The organism is Allobosea sp. Root381 (genome assembly GCF_001429395.1).
Taxonomy (GTDB): Bacteria; Pseudomonadota; Alphaproteobacteria; order Rhizobiales; family Beijerinckiaceae; genus Allobosea.
In genome coordinates, this window is the sequence record NZ_LMJT01000020.1 from 1 (window position 1) to 13,772 (window position 13,772).

Below are 13,772 nucleotides of genomic sequence, written 5' to 3' on the forward strand. Positions count from 1 at the left end.
ACCTGGATCGTGCGCACCGTCGCGGACAGCCGGTCGACGGTGTCGTTGATCGCGCCCTTCAGCTCGGCGAACTTGCCGCGATAGGCCGAATCCACCCGCACCGTCAGGTCGCCCCCGGCCACCGCCGACAGGGCCCGCGAGAACTCGTTCGTCGCCGAATCCACCACCGCGTTGATCTCGTTGATCCCCGCGACCAGGCGCTGCATCTGCTCGTCGGCCTCGTCGATCTTCAGCCGCGCCGAGAAATCGCCGGCCGCCGCCGCAGCCACGACCTCGCCGACATCGGACACCACCGCCTCCATCGACTGCGCCCGGGCGAGACGCGCCTCAGCCGCTGCCTGCTCCTGGGCCTCAAGCGCGCGNGCCACGACCTCGCCGACATCGGACACCACCGCCTCCATCGACTGCGCCCGGGCGAGACGCGCCTCAGCCGCTGCCTGCTCCTGGGCCTCAAGCGCGCGGACCTTGCGCAGGTCGTCGCGGAAGATCTGCAGCGAGGCTGCCATCTTTCCGATTTCGTCGCGCCGGTCGGCGCCGTCGACGGCACTGTCCAGATCGCCAGCCGCGATCCGATCCATCGTGCCGGTCAGGCCGCGCAGGGGCAGCTGGATGCCGCGGCGCGCGATGAACAGGCTTAACGCCAGGCCGCTGAAGATGCCGAGCACCGCGACAGTGACTTGCACCATCAGGAAGCGGTCTACGGCGGCGAAGGCGGCGCCGCGCGTCGCCTCGATCGTCTTGCCGGAATAGGTGGTATAGGCCTTTACGGCGTCGGTGACCGCCTTCTGCCCGTCGAGCGAGGTCATGAGCGCGGCCTCGACGTTGTTGCGATCGGCTCCGGACGAGCGGGACGTGGCCACCATGGCGCGGATCTGGTCGAAATAAGCGCCGAGCTTGGCACGCATTTCGCCGATCAGGCGCCTTTCCTCCGCATCGGCCAGGTTTTCGAGGATCGGCAGGCGGGCCAGCATCTCGCTCATGCGCCGCGCCGACTCGGTCGCGAAATCGGCGTGGTTCTCCGGCTGCCGCGCAAGTTGATAGGTCATGCGGCTGATCGCGATGATGTCGATGCGCAGGTCCATCGCCTCGCGCGCGACGCCGCCGGTCTGCTCGACGTCGAGCATGGAGCGCTTGAGCTGTGTCAACCCGCTCCAGCCGACAAGGGCGATGACGACGGCGACGGCGCTCATCATGGCGACGACCCCGGTAAATTTCGTCACGATTGAGGCGTGCTGCAGCATGGAGCGGTCCTGTTGGCTACTAGAGGCTGCTTTGTGCGGGCGGCAGACATGGTTCGACCCGGCGCTCGCAGCGCCGGCCTGGCCGTTTCCCGATCGCTGGTGAGGGGAGCCTGGCTTCCCGCCGGTTCTGCGCTGCGCCCGCGATGTCCGCGGGCGGCACTCCGGCTTGCTTGTTCGAGCGACTGGGCCGGGAAGCTAACGGGCTTGCCTTAACGAAGCTTTGACGGGCAGGGCGCGCGCAAAGCGCTTTCCAGAGTAGGGAGAAATGCTTTAGGAGCGTTCCAATCCACGGCTCTGCGAGGCTTGCCGACAAATGGCGAACGATCTGTCCCTTCCGAGCCAACAGCTCGTCACGGTATTCGGCGGCTCCGGCTTCGTCGGTCGCCATGTCGTGCGGGCGCTCGTCAAGCGCGGCTACCGGGTGCGTGTCGCGGTGCGCCGGCCCGATCTCGCCGGCTTCCTGCAGCCGCTCGGCATGGTCGGCCAGATCCATGCGGTTCAGGCCAATTTGCGCTACCCCGCCTCGGTCGCGGCTGCGGTTAAGGGCGCTGATGCGGTCGTCAACCTCGTCGGTATCCTGCAGGAGGGCGGGCGCCAGAGCTTCCAGGGCGTCCAGGCCAATGGCTCCCGCGCCGTGGCCCAGGCCTGTGCGGCGGCTGGCATAACCCGCCTCGTCCATGTCTCGGCCATCGGCGCCGCGCCTGATTCGCGCTCGCTCTACGCGCGCAGCAAGGCGGAAGGGGAGGCGGCCGTGCAGGCAGCCGTGCCGCAGGCGGCGATTCTGCGGCCCTCGATCATGTTCGGGCCCGAGGACGGCTTCTTCAACCGCTTCGCCGCCCTGGCGCGCATGTTGCCGGTGCTGCCGCTTGTCGGCGGTGGCGAGACGAAGTTCCAGCCGGCCTTCGTCGGCGACGTTGCGGAAGCGATCGCCCGCGCCGTCGACGGCCGTGTTGCCGGGGGACGAGTCTATGAGCTCGGCGGGCCGGAGGTGAAGAGCTTCCGCGAGCTCGTCGCCTATATCTGCGAAGTCACCGGCCGCAAGCGCCTGCTGGTCTCGCTGCCCTTCCCGCTGGCACGGTTGCAGGCCAGGATCCTGGAGATCGTCAACGCGCTGACGCTCGGCCTCATGCCGGCCGCGCTGATGCTGACGCGCGACCAGGTGACGCTGCTCGAAAGCGACAATGTCGTTTCAGATGCGGCCGTGGCCGAGGGGCGGAGCTTCGCAGGGCTCGGCATCGAACCGGTCTCTGTCGAGGCGGTCGTTCCATCCTATCTCTGGCGCTTCCGCAAGACCGGCCAGTTCGACACCGCCCGCGCTAGCTGAGCGGCCGAGCAGGGCTTGGGCGATGCCGGAACTCGTCATCTATGACTGCGACGGCACGCTGATCGATACCGAGACGCTCTATGGCGAGGTCAGCCTCTCAGCCTGCCATGCGCTCGGCCTGACGAACTGGACTCTCGACCATTACGTCGACAGCGTCGTCGGCATCCCCTGGTCCGACGGCGTCAAGATCATCGAGGCGGCGCATGGACGGGCGCTGCCGGCCGATTTTGAGCAGAAGATCGAGGATGCGGTGGCGCTGCGTCTCGAAGCGGAGCTGCGTGCGCTGCCGGGCGTGCGTGAGGCGCTCGGTGCGATCGGAGGCCGCCGCTGCGTCGCATCTTCGACCAGCCTTGTGCCGTTGCGCCGCAACCTCGCAATCACCGGCCTGATCGACCTGTTCGACCCGCACATCTTCTCCGCCTCGCAGGTCGCGCGCGGCAAGCCGCATCCCGACGTCTTCCTCTTCGCCGCCGCGCAGATGGGCGCCGAGCCGCGGGACTGTCTGGTGATCGAGGATTCGGTGCCGGGCGTGCTGGCGGCGCGGGCTGCGGGAATGCGGGTCGCCGGCTTCGTCGGCGTCTCGCATGATCGCCGGCGCAGCGAGGCGCGCCTGCGCGAGGCCGGGGCACTCGCGATCATCGACGACTTTGCCGCTTGGCCGGGCATCGTCGCGGGGTTGCGCGCCTGAGCGGCACGCAATGCTTCCTCAGAGCATGCTCGGCAGCACGCGGTCCGGCGGCTTGTGGCCGTCCATGAAGGTCTTGATGTTGACGATGACCTTCTCGCCCATGTCGGCGCGGCCCTCATGCGTGGCCGAGCCCATATGCGGCAGCACCACGATCTTGTGCTTCCGCGCGAGCTTGAGCAGCCGCGGATTGACCGCGGGCTCGCTCTCGAAGACGTCGAGCCCGGCGCCGGCCAGCTCGCCGGCCTCCAGCATACGCGACAGCGCCGTCTCGTCGACGATCTCGCCGCGCGCGGTGTTCACCAGGATGGCGTCGGGCTTCATCAGCTTCAGGCGCCGCGCCGAGAGCAGGTGATAGGTCGCCGGCGTATGCGGGCAGTTGACCGAGACGATGTCCATCCGCGCCAGCATCTGGTCGAGCGAATCCCAATAGGTCGCGTCGAGTTTCTCCTCGATCCGGGAATCGAGGCGGCGGCGGTTGTGGTAGTGGATCGAGAGGCCGAAGGCGGCGGCGCGCAGGGCCACGGCCTGGCCGATGCGTCCCATGCCGACGATGCCGAGCCGCTTGCCGGTGATCCGCCGGCCGAGCATCCAGGTCGGCGACCAGCCGGCCCATTCGTCATCGGGGATGACGCGCGCGCCTTCCGCGATGCGGCGCGCCACGGCGAGGATCAGAGCGATCGTCATGTCGGCCGTGTCATTGGTCAGCACGCCCGGCGTATTCGTCACCGTGATGCCGCGCTGCACGGCACTGGTGACATCGATATTGTCGACGCCGTTGCCGAAATTCGCGATGAGCCGCAGCTGCTCGCCGGCCTGGGCGATCAGCGCCGCATCGATGCGGTCCGTCACCGTGGGGACCAGGACATCGGCGGTCTTTACCGCTTCCACGAGCGCAGCCTGGCTCATCGGGACGTCGTCGATGTTGAGACGCGCGTCGAAGAGCTCGCGCATCCGGGTCTCGACCACTGCGGGCAGCTTGCGCGTGACGACGACGAGCGGCTTCTTCTTCGTCATGGACGGCTCCTCCTGCCCTGCTCGCCGCGGCCGCCGCCTTTTGGCCTCAACCCCTCATTAACTGCGGGGCTTCAGGAATGAGATGGCGTGATCGCTCGGCTCCGCCCGATCTCTAAGTGGCGGGGCGGCGGATGACAACATGACCCTTCGCCGGGGGTATCCGGGCGTTTTGTGGCGGCTATGGAATGGGGATCGAACGGATGGCGGGTTTGTCGAGAGGTGGCGTTCTGCCCGGGCTGGCGCTGCTTGCGACCCTGGCCGCCGGCCAATCCGCTCGGGCGCAGGACATGCAGGCCGGCTCCGTCACCGGGTTGCCCGTTCCGCGCTATGTCAGCCTGAAGACCGACCGCGTCAATCTGCGCGAGGGGCCCTCCAAGGACCACAGGACGCGTTGGGTCTATCAGCGCGCCGGCCTGCCGGTGGAGATCGTCGCCGAGTTCGAGACCTGGCGCCGGGTGCGCGATGCAGACGGATCGGAAGGCTGGGTCCTGCACAGCCTGCTCTCGGGGCGGCGCACCGCGCTCGTCGCGCCCTGGTCGAAGGTCAAGGACGAGACCTTTCCGCTGCGCAAGGAAGCCGACGAGGAATCAAGCGTGGTGGCGCGGCTGCAGCCCGGCGTCATCGCCAATGTGGCGTCCTGCTCCAGCTCCTGGTGCCGGATCAGCATCGGCAATACGTCGGGATTTCTCCGCCAGGACCGACTCTGGGGCGTCTACCCGAATGAAAAGGTCGATTGAGGGCGCTCAGTTCCCGATCTTGCGCAGCCGCACGACCACGTCGACGCGAGAAATCTCGTAGCCCTCGGGGGGAGCGGGCAGGGCCGCGACGTCAACCGCGTTGGCGGCGATGTCGATCACCGTGTTCTCGCCGTCGACGACGAAATGATGATGCTCGCTGCTGTCGGTGTCGAAGAAGGTCTTTGCGCCGTCGATTGCCAGCTCGCGCAGCAGCCCGGCCTGGGTGAACTGGTGCAGCGTGTTGTAGATCGTCGCCAGCGAGACCGGAATCCGCTCCTTCATCGCCTCTTCATAGAGCATCTCGGCGCTGATGTGCCGGTCACCCCGGGCGAACAGGACCCAGCCCAGCGAGACGCGCTGCCGCGTCGGTCGCAGCCCCACGCGCCGCAGCCGCTCGCGGATGTCGTGGAACGGGCAGCCCTTGCGCGCGGTCGATCCATAGCCCTCGTCTTGGGAAGTGAGATCGCTCATCGCTTTCGGCCAAGCCTTTCTCTGTCCGGCGCGCTGGTCCGTCAGTGCGCTTGTTTAGACTGGATGTAAGGCTTCGCAGGATTGCTCGCAAGCGCAGCAGAAACGAGCTAGCCTCCACAGGGCGTGGTTCACGGCGAAAACCACGAGAAGCCGCGGTGGCTCTGCCTTCCGCGTCCGGCCACGGCATGTCGGCCCGACTTCGCCCCGCGCCCTTTCGTTTCGCCGCAGCAACGTGGTAGGCACAGCGTGATGATCGTCGCCGACCGGCGGCTGGAATGGAGCGGATCGAGTATGCAGCGGCAATCGTCTTTCAGCTACGAGGAGATCCTCGCCTGTGGCCGCGGGGAGCTGTTCGGGCCGGGCAATGCGCAACTGCCGCTGCCGCCCATGCTGATGTTCGATCGGATCGCCGAGATCGCCGAGGATGGCGGGCCGCACGGCAAGGGCTTCGTCCGCGCCGAGTTCGACATCAAGCCGGACCTCTGGTTCTTCGACTGCCATTTCAAGGGTGATCCGGTGATGCCAGGCTGCCTCGGGCTCGATGCGCTCTGGCAGCTCACCGGCTTCTTCCTGGGCTGGCTCGGCCTGCCGGGCCGCGGCCGTGCGCTCGGCGTCGGCGAGGTCAAGTTCGCCGATCAGGTGCTGCCGAGCGTCAAGCAGGTCGTCTACGGCGTCGAATTCAAGCGCGTCTTCAAGTCGAAGCTCGTCCTCGGTATCGCGGATGGCTGGCTGGAGGCTGACGGCAAGCGAATCTACACGGTCAGCGACATGCGCGTCGGCCTGTTCAAGCCGGACGCAGCCTGAGGAAAAGCCGCGGCGCGGCCTTGCGTCCATGACCCGCACGGTCCATCTGCGCGGGAACGACATCGAAGCGCCGGAGCCAAGAGCGGCCCGTCGGCGCTTTATAGAGCCGGAGTCAGAAGCATGAGACGCGTTGTGGTCACCGGGATGGGCATCGTCTCGTCCATCGGCAACGATACGCAGGAAGTGCTGTCCTCGCTGCGCGAGGCGAAATCCGGCATTCGCTTCATGCCCGAATTTGCCGAGCACGGCTTCCGCAGCCAGGTCGCCGGCGTCCCGACGCTTGATCCGTCGACCGTGCTCGACCGGCGCGCCATGCGCTTTCATGGCGGCGGCTCGGCCTGGAACCAGGTCGCGATGGAGCAGGCCATTGCCGACTCCGGGCTGGAAGAGAAAGAGATCAGCCACGAGCGCACCGGCATCGTCATGGGCTCGGGCGGTCCCTCGACGCGGGCGCTGATCGACGCCTACGACAAGGCGCGCGAGAGCGGCTCCTCGAAGAAGGTCGGCCCTTTCGCCGTGCCGAAGGGCATGTCGTCGACCGCTTCGGCCACGCTCGCCACCTGGTTCAAGATCAAGGGCGTGAACTATTCGATCTCGTCCGCCTGCGCGACCTCCAACCACTGCATCGGCAACGCCTATGAGCTGATCCAGTGGGGCAAGCAGGACGTGATCTTCGCCGGCGGCTGCGAGGAGCTGGACTGGACGCTCTCCGTGTTGTTCGATGCCATGGGCGCGATGTCCACGGACTACAACCAGACCGCCGCGCGCGCCTCGCGGGCCTACGATCTCAATCGCGACGGCTTCGTGATCGCCGGCGGTGCCGGCGTCGTCGTGCTTGAGGAACTTGAGCACGCCAAGGCACGCGGCGCCAAGATCTATGGCGAGATCGTCGGCTATGGCGCGACCTCGGACGGCTACGACATGGTCGCTCCGTCGGGCGAGGGCGCGGTGCGCTGCATGCGCATGGCGCTGGACGGCGTGAAGGCCAAGGTCGACTACATCAACCCGCACGGCACCTCGACCCCGGTCGGCGACGCCAAGGAGATCGAGGCGATCCGCGAGGTCTTCGGCACCGGCGACAAGGCACCGCCGATCTCGGCGACGAAGTCGCTCACCGGCCATTCGCTCGGTGCGACCGGCGTTCAGGAGGCGATCTACTCGCTGCTGATGCTGAACAACGACTTCATCTGCGAGAGCGCCCATATCGACGAGCTCGACCCGGCCTTCGCCGACATGCCGATCGTGCGCAAGCGCATCGACAATGCCGGCCTCGGCTGCGTGCTCTCCAACTCCTTCGGCTTCGGCGGCACCAACGCCACCATCGTAATGAAGAAGCTCGAAGCCTGAGCCGTCCGCCATGCTCTTCATGGTGATCGAACATTTCGACCAGGCTCGCGTGAAGGACGTCTATCGTCGCTTCGCCGAGCGTGGCCGGATGGCACCGGAAGGGCTGACCTATGTCGACAGCTGGATTGCGGCGGACCTCTCCCGCTGCTTCCAGGTTATGGAATGCGACGACATCGCATTGCTGCAGGAGTGGGTCCTGTCCTGGAGCGATCTCGCTCGCTTCGAGATCGTGCCCATCGCCGGCTCGAAGGCGACTGCGGCGGCTATGAAGAAGCACCTCTGACGCTGTTGCGGACGCGGCGCCAAACCATGTTCAATTCGATGCGCCGGCCAGACTTTTTTCTACCAGACCTCTCCCTTCGAAATCCTCGACGTTCATCTTTCGGGAAATCCCATGCACCCCTTGATGCATAACAAGCGCGGCCTGGTGATGGGCGTCGCCAACCAGAACTCGATCGCCTGGGGCATCGCCCGCACCTTGCATGCGCACGGCGCCGAGATGGCCTTCACCTATCAGGGCGAGGCGCTGGGCAAGCGGGTGAAGCCGCTGGCCGAGAGCGTCGGCTCGAAGCTCGTCCTGCCCTGCGACGTCGAGGATATCGCCACCGTCGATGCCGCCTTCGCCGCGATCGATGAGGCCTGGGGCGGGGATCCGGAGCGGAACACGCTCGACTTCATCGTCCACGCCATCGGCTTTTCCGACAAGAACGAGCTGAAGGGGCTCTATGCCGACACCAGCCGCGACAATTTTTCGCGCACCATGGTGATCTCCTGCTTCTCCTTCACGGAAGCCGCGAAGCGTGCCGCCGAGCGCATGCCGCATGGCGGCAGCATGATCACGCTGACCTATGGTGGCTCGACCCGGATCATGCCGAACTACAACGTCATGGGCGTCGCCAAGGCGGCGCTCGAGGCGAGCGTGCGCTATCTCGCGGCCGATTACGGGCCGCGCGGCATCCGCGTGAACGCGCTTTCTCCCGGACCGGTCCGTACGCTGGCCGGCGCCGGCATCTCCGATGCGCGGGCGATGTACTCCTGGCAGCGGGCCAATTCGCCCCTGCGGAAGTCGGTCTCGCTGGAGGAAATCGGCGGTTCGGCGCTATATTATCTCTCGGATCTGTCCGGTGGCGTCACCGGCGACATCCATCATGTCGATGCGGGCTACCACATCACCTCGATGCCCGTGCTGGACGGCTTGCGCGCCGCCGACACGGGCAATGGCGAGTAAGGGAACCGTCGCGACGAACCACGGTTCTCCTCCCAGGAAGGAGAATGCGATGGTCATGGTCAGATATGAAATCGTCGAGCACGACGGCGGCTGGGCCTACAAGGTCGGCAATGCGCTGTCGGAGACCTTCAGGTCGCATGACGCCGCGCTGAAGGCGGCGACCGCGGCCGCCGCGCGGCAGACGCTGGCGGGCGCGACGGACGGCATCGTCTATCAGGACGAGAACGGCCAGTGGCACGAGGAACTGGCCGATGGCCGCGACAGGCCGGCGACGAAAGTCGTCGATCAGCCATAGCCAGCCTATCTGGCCGTGAAGAAGGTCAGCACGACCTTGCCCTTCTCGCCGATCAGGCAAAGGAATTGCCGCGGCTTGTCCGAGCGGTCGGTCCGCAGATAGGCCTCGGCCATGACGATGCGGGTGATCGGGGTCTCGCCGACCTTGGTCTCGGAAACCGCGATGGTCGCCCCGTCCTCGTCGATATAAATGTCCTTGATCTCGGGCTCGCGCGTTGCGAGCGTCACCAGCGCCGCGGTCTTGCAGGCGGCGATCTCGGGAGAGGCGGGCTTTTCGGAAGGCGCGCCGGAGGTCGGCCCTGCCGTCTGCGCGAGGGCAGGGGTGGCGGCCAGGGCGGCGGCCAGCAGTGCGATGTTGGCGATCTGGGTCATGGGGCACTCACGATTGGGTAAGTGCCAAACGCGCGAACGGCGCGGCGGTTTCAGATATGTCACGCGCGCTGCGGCGACAGTGTCGCAGCGCGCGTGATGGTGTTCAGAGCCCCAGCTTCTTCTTGCGCTGGCCGAGCGTGCGCAGGCGCAGCGCGTTCAGCTTGATGAAGCCGGCGGCGTCGCGGTGGTCGTAGGCCACGGCGCCCTCCTCGAAGGTGACGAGGTCCTGGTCGTAGAGCGAGTAGGGGCTCGAGCGGCCGACGACATGGACGCCGCCCTTGTAGAGCTTGAGGCGGACCTGGCCGGTGACGAATTCCTGGCTCTTGTCGATCAGCGCCTGCAGCATCTCGCGCTCCGGCGAGAACCAGAAGCCGTTATAGATCAGCTCCGCATATTGCGGCATGATCTGGTCCTTGAGATGGGCGGCGCCGCGGTCGAGCGTGATCGACTCGATGGCGCGATGCGCCGCGTGCAGGATCGTGCCGCCGGGCGTCTCGTACATGCCGCGGCTCTTCATGCCGACGAAGCGGTTCTCGACGAGATCGAGCCGCCCGATGCCGTTGTCGCGGCCGAGGTCGTTGAGCTTGGCCAGCAGGGTCGCGGGCGAGAGCTTCTCGCCGTCGATGGCGGAGGCGTCGCCGCCCTCGAAGTCGATCGTGATGTAGGTCGGCTTGTCGGGCGCGTCCTCCGGCGAGATCGTGCGCGAATAGACGTAGTCCGGAACCTCCTGCGCGGGATCCTCCAGCACCTTGCCCTCGGAAGAGGCGTGCAGCAGGTTCGCGTCGACCGAGAACGGCGCCTCGCCGCGCTTGTCCTTGGCGATCGGGATCTGGTGCTGCTCGGCGAAGGCGATCAGCTGCTCGCGCGAACGCAGGTCCCATTCGCGCCAGGGCGCGATCACGACGACGTCGGGCTTCAGCGCATAGGCGGTCAGCTCGAAGCGGACCTGGTCGTTGCCCTTGCCGGTGGCGCCATGGGAAACGGCGTCGGCGCCGACCTTCTCGGCGATCTCGATCAGCCTCTTGCCGATCAGCGGGCGTGCGATCGAGGTTCCCAGCAGGTAGACGCCCTCATAGGCGGCATTGGCCCGGAACATCGGGAAGACGTAGTCCCGCACGAATTCCTCGCGCAGGTCCTCGATGAAGATGTTTTCCGGCTTGATGCCGAGCAGCAGGGCCTTGTCACGGGCCGGGCCGAGTTCCTCGCCCTGGCCGAGATCGGCGGTGAACGTCACCACCTCGCAGTTGTAGGTGGTCTGCAGCCATTTCAGGATGATCGAGGTATCCAGGCCGCCGGAATAGGCAAGCACCACCTTCTTCACGCTCTTCTCGGTCATCTCGGTCTCTTCCTGCTGCTGTGGCAGTCCGGCCCGGGGGGCCGCTTTTTGAACACGATGGCGCACTATCGCAGGCATCGAAACGACGCAATCGGAACCTTCTGATCGGTTTCGCGTCGCCGGTTGATGGATCGGTGTTGAGAACGCCGCTTTCGTCGTCGCGACGCTGCATCCCCGCTTGCGGTCGGGTGTTGCCGGGTGGAAGCTCGGCATGCGCGACGGTACCCCTTGAAGATCGACTTCGGAGGCTGAATGCCGAATCGTCCTGTGCTGGACTTCTGGTTTGAGTTCGCGTCGCCCTATTCCTTTCTCAGCGCGTTGCGGATCGAGGCCATGGCCGAAGCCGCGGGCGTGGCGTTGCGCTGGCGCCCCTTTCTGATCGGCCCGATCTTCGCCGCCCAGGGTTGGTCGACCTCGCCCTTCAACCTCTTTCCCAGCAAGGGCCGCTATATGTGGCGCGATCTCGAGCGCCAGACCGCGCGCAGCGGCGTTCCCATGGTGAAGCCGAGCCCGTTTCCGCAGAACTCGCTGGTCGCCGCACGCATCGCGCTGGCCGGCCGCGAGGCCGGCTGGCTGCCGGCCTTCTCCAAGGCGCTCTTCACCGCCGCCTTCAGCGAAGGCCGCAATATCGCCGAGGAAGCCGTTCTGAACGCCGCGCTGAGGCAGGCCGGCGCGGACCCCGGCGCGGCCCTTTCGGCTTCGCGCAGCGAGGAGGTCAAGGGCCGGTTGCGGGCGGAGATCGAATACGCCAAGTCGATCGGCATCTTCGGCGCGCCCACCTTCGTCACCGAGGACGGCGAATTGTTCTGGGGCGATGACCGGCTCGAGGAAGCGCTGGACTGGTCGCGACACGGCCGCTGAGACGCCCGCGGGCGTCTGCCCGATCAGAGGCTTGCGCTGCCGCCGGGACGCTGTCCCCAGGGGCCGCGCAGCGCCGGATCGAGCCCGGCGGCCGATTCCTCGACCATCGTCGGCAGGTCCTGGCGTTCTGCCACGCGCGGCGGATGCGGCGGCATGTCCGGCATGCGCCCGCCCGCCATCTCGACCAGCGCCTGCACGCGCTTGGTGATCGAGGGATGGGTCGAGAACAGGTCGTCGAATCCATCCGGATCGTTCTCGAAGCACATGTCCATCACGCCGGACGGCACGCCCTCGATATCGGCCCGGCCGGCGATCTTGAGCAGGGCCGAGATCATCGCGTCGGGGTTCTTGGTCAGCTCGACAGCGCCTGCATCGGCCAGGTACTCGCGCGAGCGCGACAGCGAGAGCCGGACCACCACCGCCAGGAACCAGGCCAGCGCGATCACCGCGAAGCCGATCAGGATGGCGATGCCGCCACCCTTGCGGGAGTCGCCGGAGGACATCCGGACGTTGCGCCGCGCGATGCCGCGGAACACGACCTCGCCGAGGAGCGAGATTACGCCGGCGATGACGACGGCGATGATCATCAGCCGCACGTCGCCATTGCGGATGTGGGTCAGCTCATGGGCGAGAACGGCCTCTACCTCGGCGTCGTTGAGCTGGGCCAGGAGCCCGCTCGTCACCGTCACGGTGAACTGCTTGTCGTTCACGCCACTGGCGAAGGCGTTGAGCGCCTCGCTCTCGACGATGGCGAGCTTGGGCACGCTGAGACCGCGCGAGATGCACAGGTTCTCCAGCATGCGGTAGAGCTTCGGGTTGTCGTCCCGCGACAGGCCCTGCGAGCCCGAAAGCGCGCCGATCAGCCCGACATTGATGCGAAAGGCAATGAAGACCCACGCGCCGGCGCCGAGCGTGACGAAGGGCAGCCAGGCCAGGAATTGCCGGCCTGCCTCCTCGAAGGAGCCGAGAGCCATCAGCAGCAGGCCCCAGGTCATGAGATAGACCAGCGCGAACAGCCCCGCGATCAGGAAGCGCGACCTGATCCGGTTGTTGCGCATATGGCTGTAGAGCCCGAAGGCTTGGCCCACCATCGCCGCCGCCCCGCTCGCCGGTCCCGGCCGCTCGTCAGAACTTCACGCTCGGCGCAACCTCGATCTCCGCCCGCTTCGCCTCGCCGACATCGAAGAATTCGCGCTGGGAGAAGCCCATCTGGGGCGCGAACAGCACCGCCGGAAAGGCCTGGATCGCGGCATTGAATTCGCTGACGGCGTTGTTGAAGAAGCGCCGCGCCGCCGCGAGCTTGTCTTCGACATTCCCGAGGTCGAGCTGCAGCTGCTGGAAATTGGCGCTCGCCTTGAGATCGGGATAAGCCTCGCCCAGGGCCAGCAAACGGCCGACCGCGCCGGAAAGCTGTTGCTCGGCCGCGGCCTTGTCGTGGACGCCGGTCGCGCCCTGGGCGGCGTTGCGGGCCGCGATCACCGCGTCGAGCGTGCTCTTCTCATGGGTCGCGTAGCCCTTCACCGTCTCGACGAGATTGGGGATGAGGTCGTGGCGCTGCTTCAACTGCACGTCGATATCGGCGAAGGCCTGGTTGACCCGCTGCCGCATGGCGACGAGACCGTTATAGGTCGAGATCAGATAGAAGGCGACGGCGGCGACCAGCCCCAAGACAACCCAGCCCATGGCATGCTCCTCAAGCGCAGGCGAAATCCGGCGCGCAACCTCGCATGAAGGGGGACGCTGGGGAAGCGCCGGGGCGGCGGTCGATCGCGGCAGGGGCAGGCCGGGCTTCAACATCCTTGCGATCGGCCACGCTTTCGACTACATCGCGGCTGTCCGAAGGGCCGTGATCGATCATGCGCCGGGGGCGGTCTTCGTGGCCGGCTCCCGTTTCGTGTTTGGGGCGGATCGTTCGGATGCGGATGTGGACCCGGCGGCCTTGCGCCGTTCGCCCCGCCCGGCGCCTCGATGCGCCGGCGTGGCGGCAAGCCCCGACGAGGGGCGCCGACGGGAGCATTCGGCCTGCAACACCAACCCAATCGGGCGCTTGCCGGA

At 66.8% G+C, this 13,772-nt stretch carries 16 protein-coding genes; 9 read left to right on the forward strand and 7 right to left on the reverse strand.

Annotated features, from left to right (window positions below; genetic code table 11):
• On the reverse strand, positions 1-362 hold a 362-nt coding region (locus ASE63_RS28070; protein WP_210169320.1), incomplete at both ends, for a HAMP domain-containing protein.
• Positions 363-1,554: 1,192 nt separating this feature from the next.
• Here ASE63_RS28070 and ASE63_RS16215 point away from each other — a divergent pair.
• Positions 1,555-2,565, forward strand: coding sequence for a complex I NDUFA9 subunit family protein (locus ASE63_RS16215; RefSeq protein ID WP_056803271.1), 1,011 nt, complete (start codon positions 1,555-1,557; stop codon positions 2,563-2,565).
• A 22-nt stretch (positions 2,566-2,587) separates the two neighbouring features.
• Positions 2,588-3,253 (forward strand): HAD-IA family hydrolase, encoded by a 666-nt coding sequence (locus ASE63_RS16220; RefSeq protein WP_056803274.1) that lies wholly within the window; start codon positions 2,588-2,590, stop codon positions 3,251-3,253.
• A gap of 18 nt (positions 3,254-3,271) precedes the next feature.
• Here ASE63_RS16220 and ASE63_RS16225 read toward each other — a convergent pair whose 3' ends face one another.
• Positions 3,272-4,267: a D-glycerate dehydrogenase gene (locus tag ASE63_RS16225; protein WP_056803279.1), complete on the reverse strand. Its 996-nt coding sequence runs from the start codon at positions 4,265-4,267 to the stop codon at positions 3,272-3,274.
• Between the two features lie 200 nt (positions 4,268-4,467).
• On the opposite strand from ASE63_RS16225, the gene ASE63_RS16230 reads away from it, so the two are divergent.
• The gene (locus ASE63_RS16230; protein WP_082610021.1) at positions 4,468-5,004 is read left to right on the forward strand and encodes an SH3 domain-containing protein; all 537 of its coding nucleotides are present in this window, start codon (positions 4,468-4,470) and stop codon (positions 5,002-5,004) included.
• Positions 5,005-5,010: 6 nt separating this feature from the next.
• On the opposite strand, the gene irr is transcribed toward ASE63_RS16230, so the two are convergent.
• Positions 5,011-5,475, reverse strand: a complete 465-nt coding sequence (irr, locus tag ASE63_RS16235; protein ID WP_056803285.1) for a Fur family transcriptional regulator Irr — start codon at positions 5,473-5,475, stop codon at positions 5,011-5,013.
• Positions 5,476-5,766: 291 nt separating this feature from the next.
• On the opposite strand from irr, the gene fabA reads away from it, so the two are divergent.
• The 5 genes from fabA (at position 5,767) to ASE63_RS16260 (ending at position 9,149) form a co-directional block, all read left to right on the forward strand.
• Complete coding sequence (fabA, locus tag ASE63_RS16240; protein WP_082610022.1) at positions 5,767-6,279, forward strand: 3-hydroxyacyl-[acyl-carrier-protein] dehydratase FabA; 513 nt, start codon at positions 5,767-5,769, stop codon at positions 6,277-6,279.
• Positions 6,280-6,399: 120 nt separating this feature from the next.
• The gene (gene fabB / locus ASE63_RS16245; RefSeq protein WP_056803292.1) at positions 6,400-7,626 is read left to right on the forward strand and encodes a beta-ketoacyl-ACP synthase I; all 1,227 of its coding nucleotides are present in this window, start codon (positions 6,400-6,402) and stop codon (positions 7,624-7,626) included.
• Positions 7,627-7,636: 10 nt separating this feature from the next.
• Positions 7,637-7,909 carry a DUF3303 family protein gene (locus tag ASE63_RS16250; RefSeq protein ID WP_056803295.1) on the forward strand — a complete coding sequence of 91 codons (273 nt, stop codon included), beginning with the start codon at positions 7,637-7,639 and terminating at the stop codon, positions 7,907-7,909.
• A 111-nt stretch (positions 7,910-8,020) separates the two neighbouring features.
• On the forward strand, positions 8,021-8,854 hold the full coding sequence (gene fabI / locus ASE63_RS16255) for an enoyl-ACP reductase FabI (RefSeq protein WP_056803298.1): 834 nt from the start codon (positions 8,021-8,023) through the stop codon (positions 8,852-8,854).
• A gap of 49 nt (positions 8,855-8,903) precedes the next feature.
• On the forward strand, positions 8,904-9,149 hold the full coding sequence (locus tag ASE63_RS16260) for a DUF2188 domain-containing protein (protein ID WP_056803300.1): 246 nt from the start codon (positions 8,904-8,906) through the stop codon (positions 9,147-9,149).
• A 5-nt stretch (positions 9,150-9,154) separates the two neighbouring features.
• Here ASE63_RS16260 and ASE63_RS16265 read toward each other — a convergent pair whose 3' ends face one another.
• Both ASE63_RS16265 and ASE63_RS16270 read right to left on the reverse strand, forming a co-directional pair.
• Positions 9,155-9,520 (reverse strand): hypothetical protein, encoded by a 366-nt coding sequence (locus tag ASE63_RS16265; RefSeq protein WP_056803303.1) that lies wholly within the window; start codon positions 9,518-9,520, stop codon positions 9,155-9,157.
• Between the two features lie 103 nt (positions 9,521-9,623).
• Positions 9,624-10,856, reverse strand: a complete 1,233-nt coding sequence (locus tag ASE63_RS16270; RefSeq protein ID WP_056803306.1) for an argininosuccinate synthase — start codon at positions 10,854-10,856, stop codon at positions 9,624-9,626.
• A 252-nt stretch (positions 10,857-11,108) separates the two neighbouring features.
• Between ASE63_RS16270 and ASE63_RS16275 the strand changes: the two genes are divergently transcribed.
• Positions 11,109-11,717: a 2-hydroxychromene-2-carboxylate isomerase gene (locus tag ASE63_RS16275; RefSeq protein WP_056803309.1), complete on the forward strand. Its 609-nt coding sequence runs from the start codon at positions 11,109-11,111 to the stop codon at positions 11,715-11,717.
• Between the two features lie 23 nt (positions 11,718-11,740).
• Here the strand turns inward: ASE63_RS16275 and ASE63_RS16280 are convergent, their stop codons facing one another.
• Positions 11,741-12,808 carry a M48 family metallopeptidase gene (locus ASE63_RS16280; protein WP_056803312.1) on the reverse strand — a complete coding sequence of 356 codons (1,068 nt, stop codon included), beginning with the start codon at positions 12,806-12,808 and terminating at the stop codon, positions 11,741-11,743.
• A gap of 34 nt (positions 12,809-12,842) precedes the next feature.
• Positions 12,843-13,400 (reverse strand): LemA family protein, encoded by a 558-nt coding sequence (locus tag ASE63_RS16285; RefSeq protein WP_056803315.1) that lies wholly within the window; start codon positions 13,398-13,400, stop codon positions 12,843-12,845.
• Positions 13,401-13,772: the final 372 nt, after the last annotated feature.

What these genes read in the sequence shown, in the direction of transcription:
- ASE63_RS16215 (WP_056803271.1), top strand. Translation starts at nt 1,555, where the DNA reads ATGGCGAACGATCTGTCCCTTCCGAGCCAACAGCTCGTCACGGTATTC.
- ASE63_RS16220 (WP_056803274.1), top strand. Translation starts at nt 2,588, where the DNA reads ATGCCGGAACTCGTCATCTATGACTGCGACGGCACGCTGATCGATACC.
- ASE63_RS16225 (WP_056803279.1), bottom strand. Translation starts at nt 4,267, where the DNA reads ATGACGAAGAAGAAGCCGCTCGTCGTCGTCACGCGCAAGCTGCCCGCA.
- ASE63_RS16230 (WP_082610021.1), top strand. Translation starts at nt 4,468, where the DNA reads ATGGCGGGTTTGTCGAGAGGTGGCGTTCTGCCCGGGCTGGCGCTGCTT.
- irr (WP_056803285.1), bottom strand. Translation starts at nt 5,475, where the DNA reads ATGAGCGATCTCACTTCCCAAGACGAGGGCTATGGATCGACCGCGCGC.
- fabA (WP_082610022.1), top strand. Translation starts at nt 5,767, where the DNA reads ATGCAGCGGCAATCGTCTTTCAGCTACGAGGAGATCCTCGCCTGTGGC.
- fabB (WP_056803292.1), top strand. Translation starts at nt 6,400, where the DNA reads ATGAGACGCGTTGTGGTCACCGGGATGGGCATCGTCTCGTCCATCGGC.
- ASE63_RS16250 (WP_056803295.1), top strand. Translation starts at nt 7,637, where the DNA reads ATGCTCTTCATGGTGATCGAACATTTCGACCAGGCTCGCGTGAAGGAC.
- fabI (WP_056803298.1), top strand. Translation starts at nt 8,021, where the DNA reads ATGCACCCCTTGATGCATAACAAGCGCGGCCTGGTGATGGGCGTCGCC.
- ASE63_RS16260 (WP_056803300.1), top strand. Translation starts at nt 8,904, where the DNA reads ATGGTCATGGTCAGATATGAAATCGTCGAGCACGACGGCGGCTGGGCC.
- ASE63_RS16265 (WP_056803303.1), bottom strand. Translation starts at nt 9,520, where the DNA reads ATGACCCAGATCGCCAACATCGCACTGCTGGCCGCCGCCCTGGCCGCC.
- ASE63_RS16270 (WP_056803306.1), bottom strand. Translation starts at nt 10,856, where the DNA reads ATGACCGAGAAGAGCGTGAAGAAGGTGGTGCTTGCCTATTCCGGCGGC.
- ASE63_RS16275 (WP_056803309.1), top strand. Translation starts at nt 11,109, where the DNA reads ATGCCGAATCGTCCTGTGCTGGACTTCTGGTTTGAGTTCGCGTCGCCC.
- ASE63_RS16280 (WP_056803312.1), bottom strand. Translation starts at nt 12,808, where the DNA reads ATGGTGGGCCAAGCCTTCGGGCTCTACAGCCATATGCGCAACAACCGG.
- ASE63_RS16285 (WP_056803315.1), bottom strand. Translation starts at nt 13,400, where the DNA reads ATGGGCTGGGTTGTCTTGGGGCTGGTCGCCGCCGTCGCCTTCTATCTG.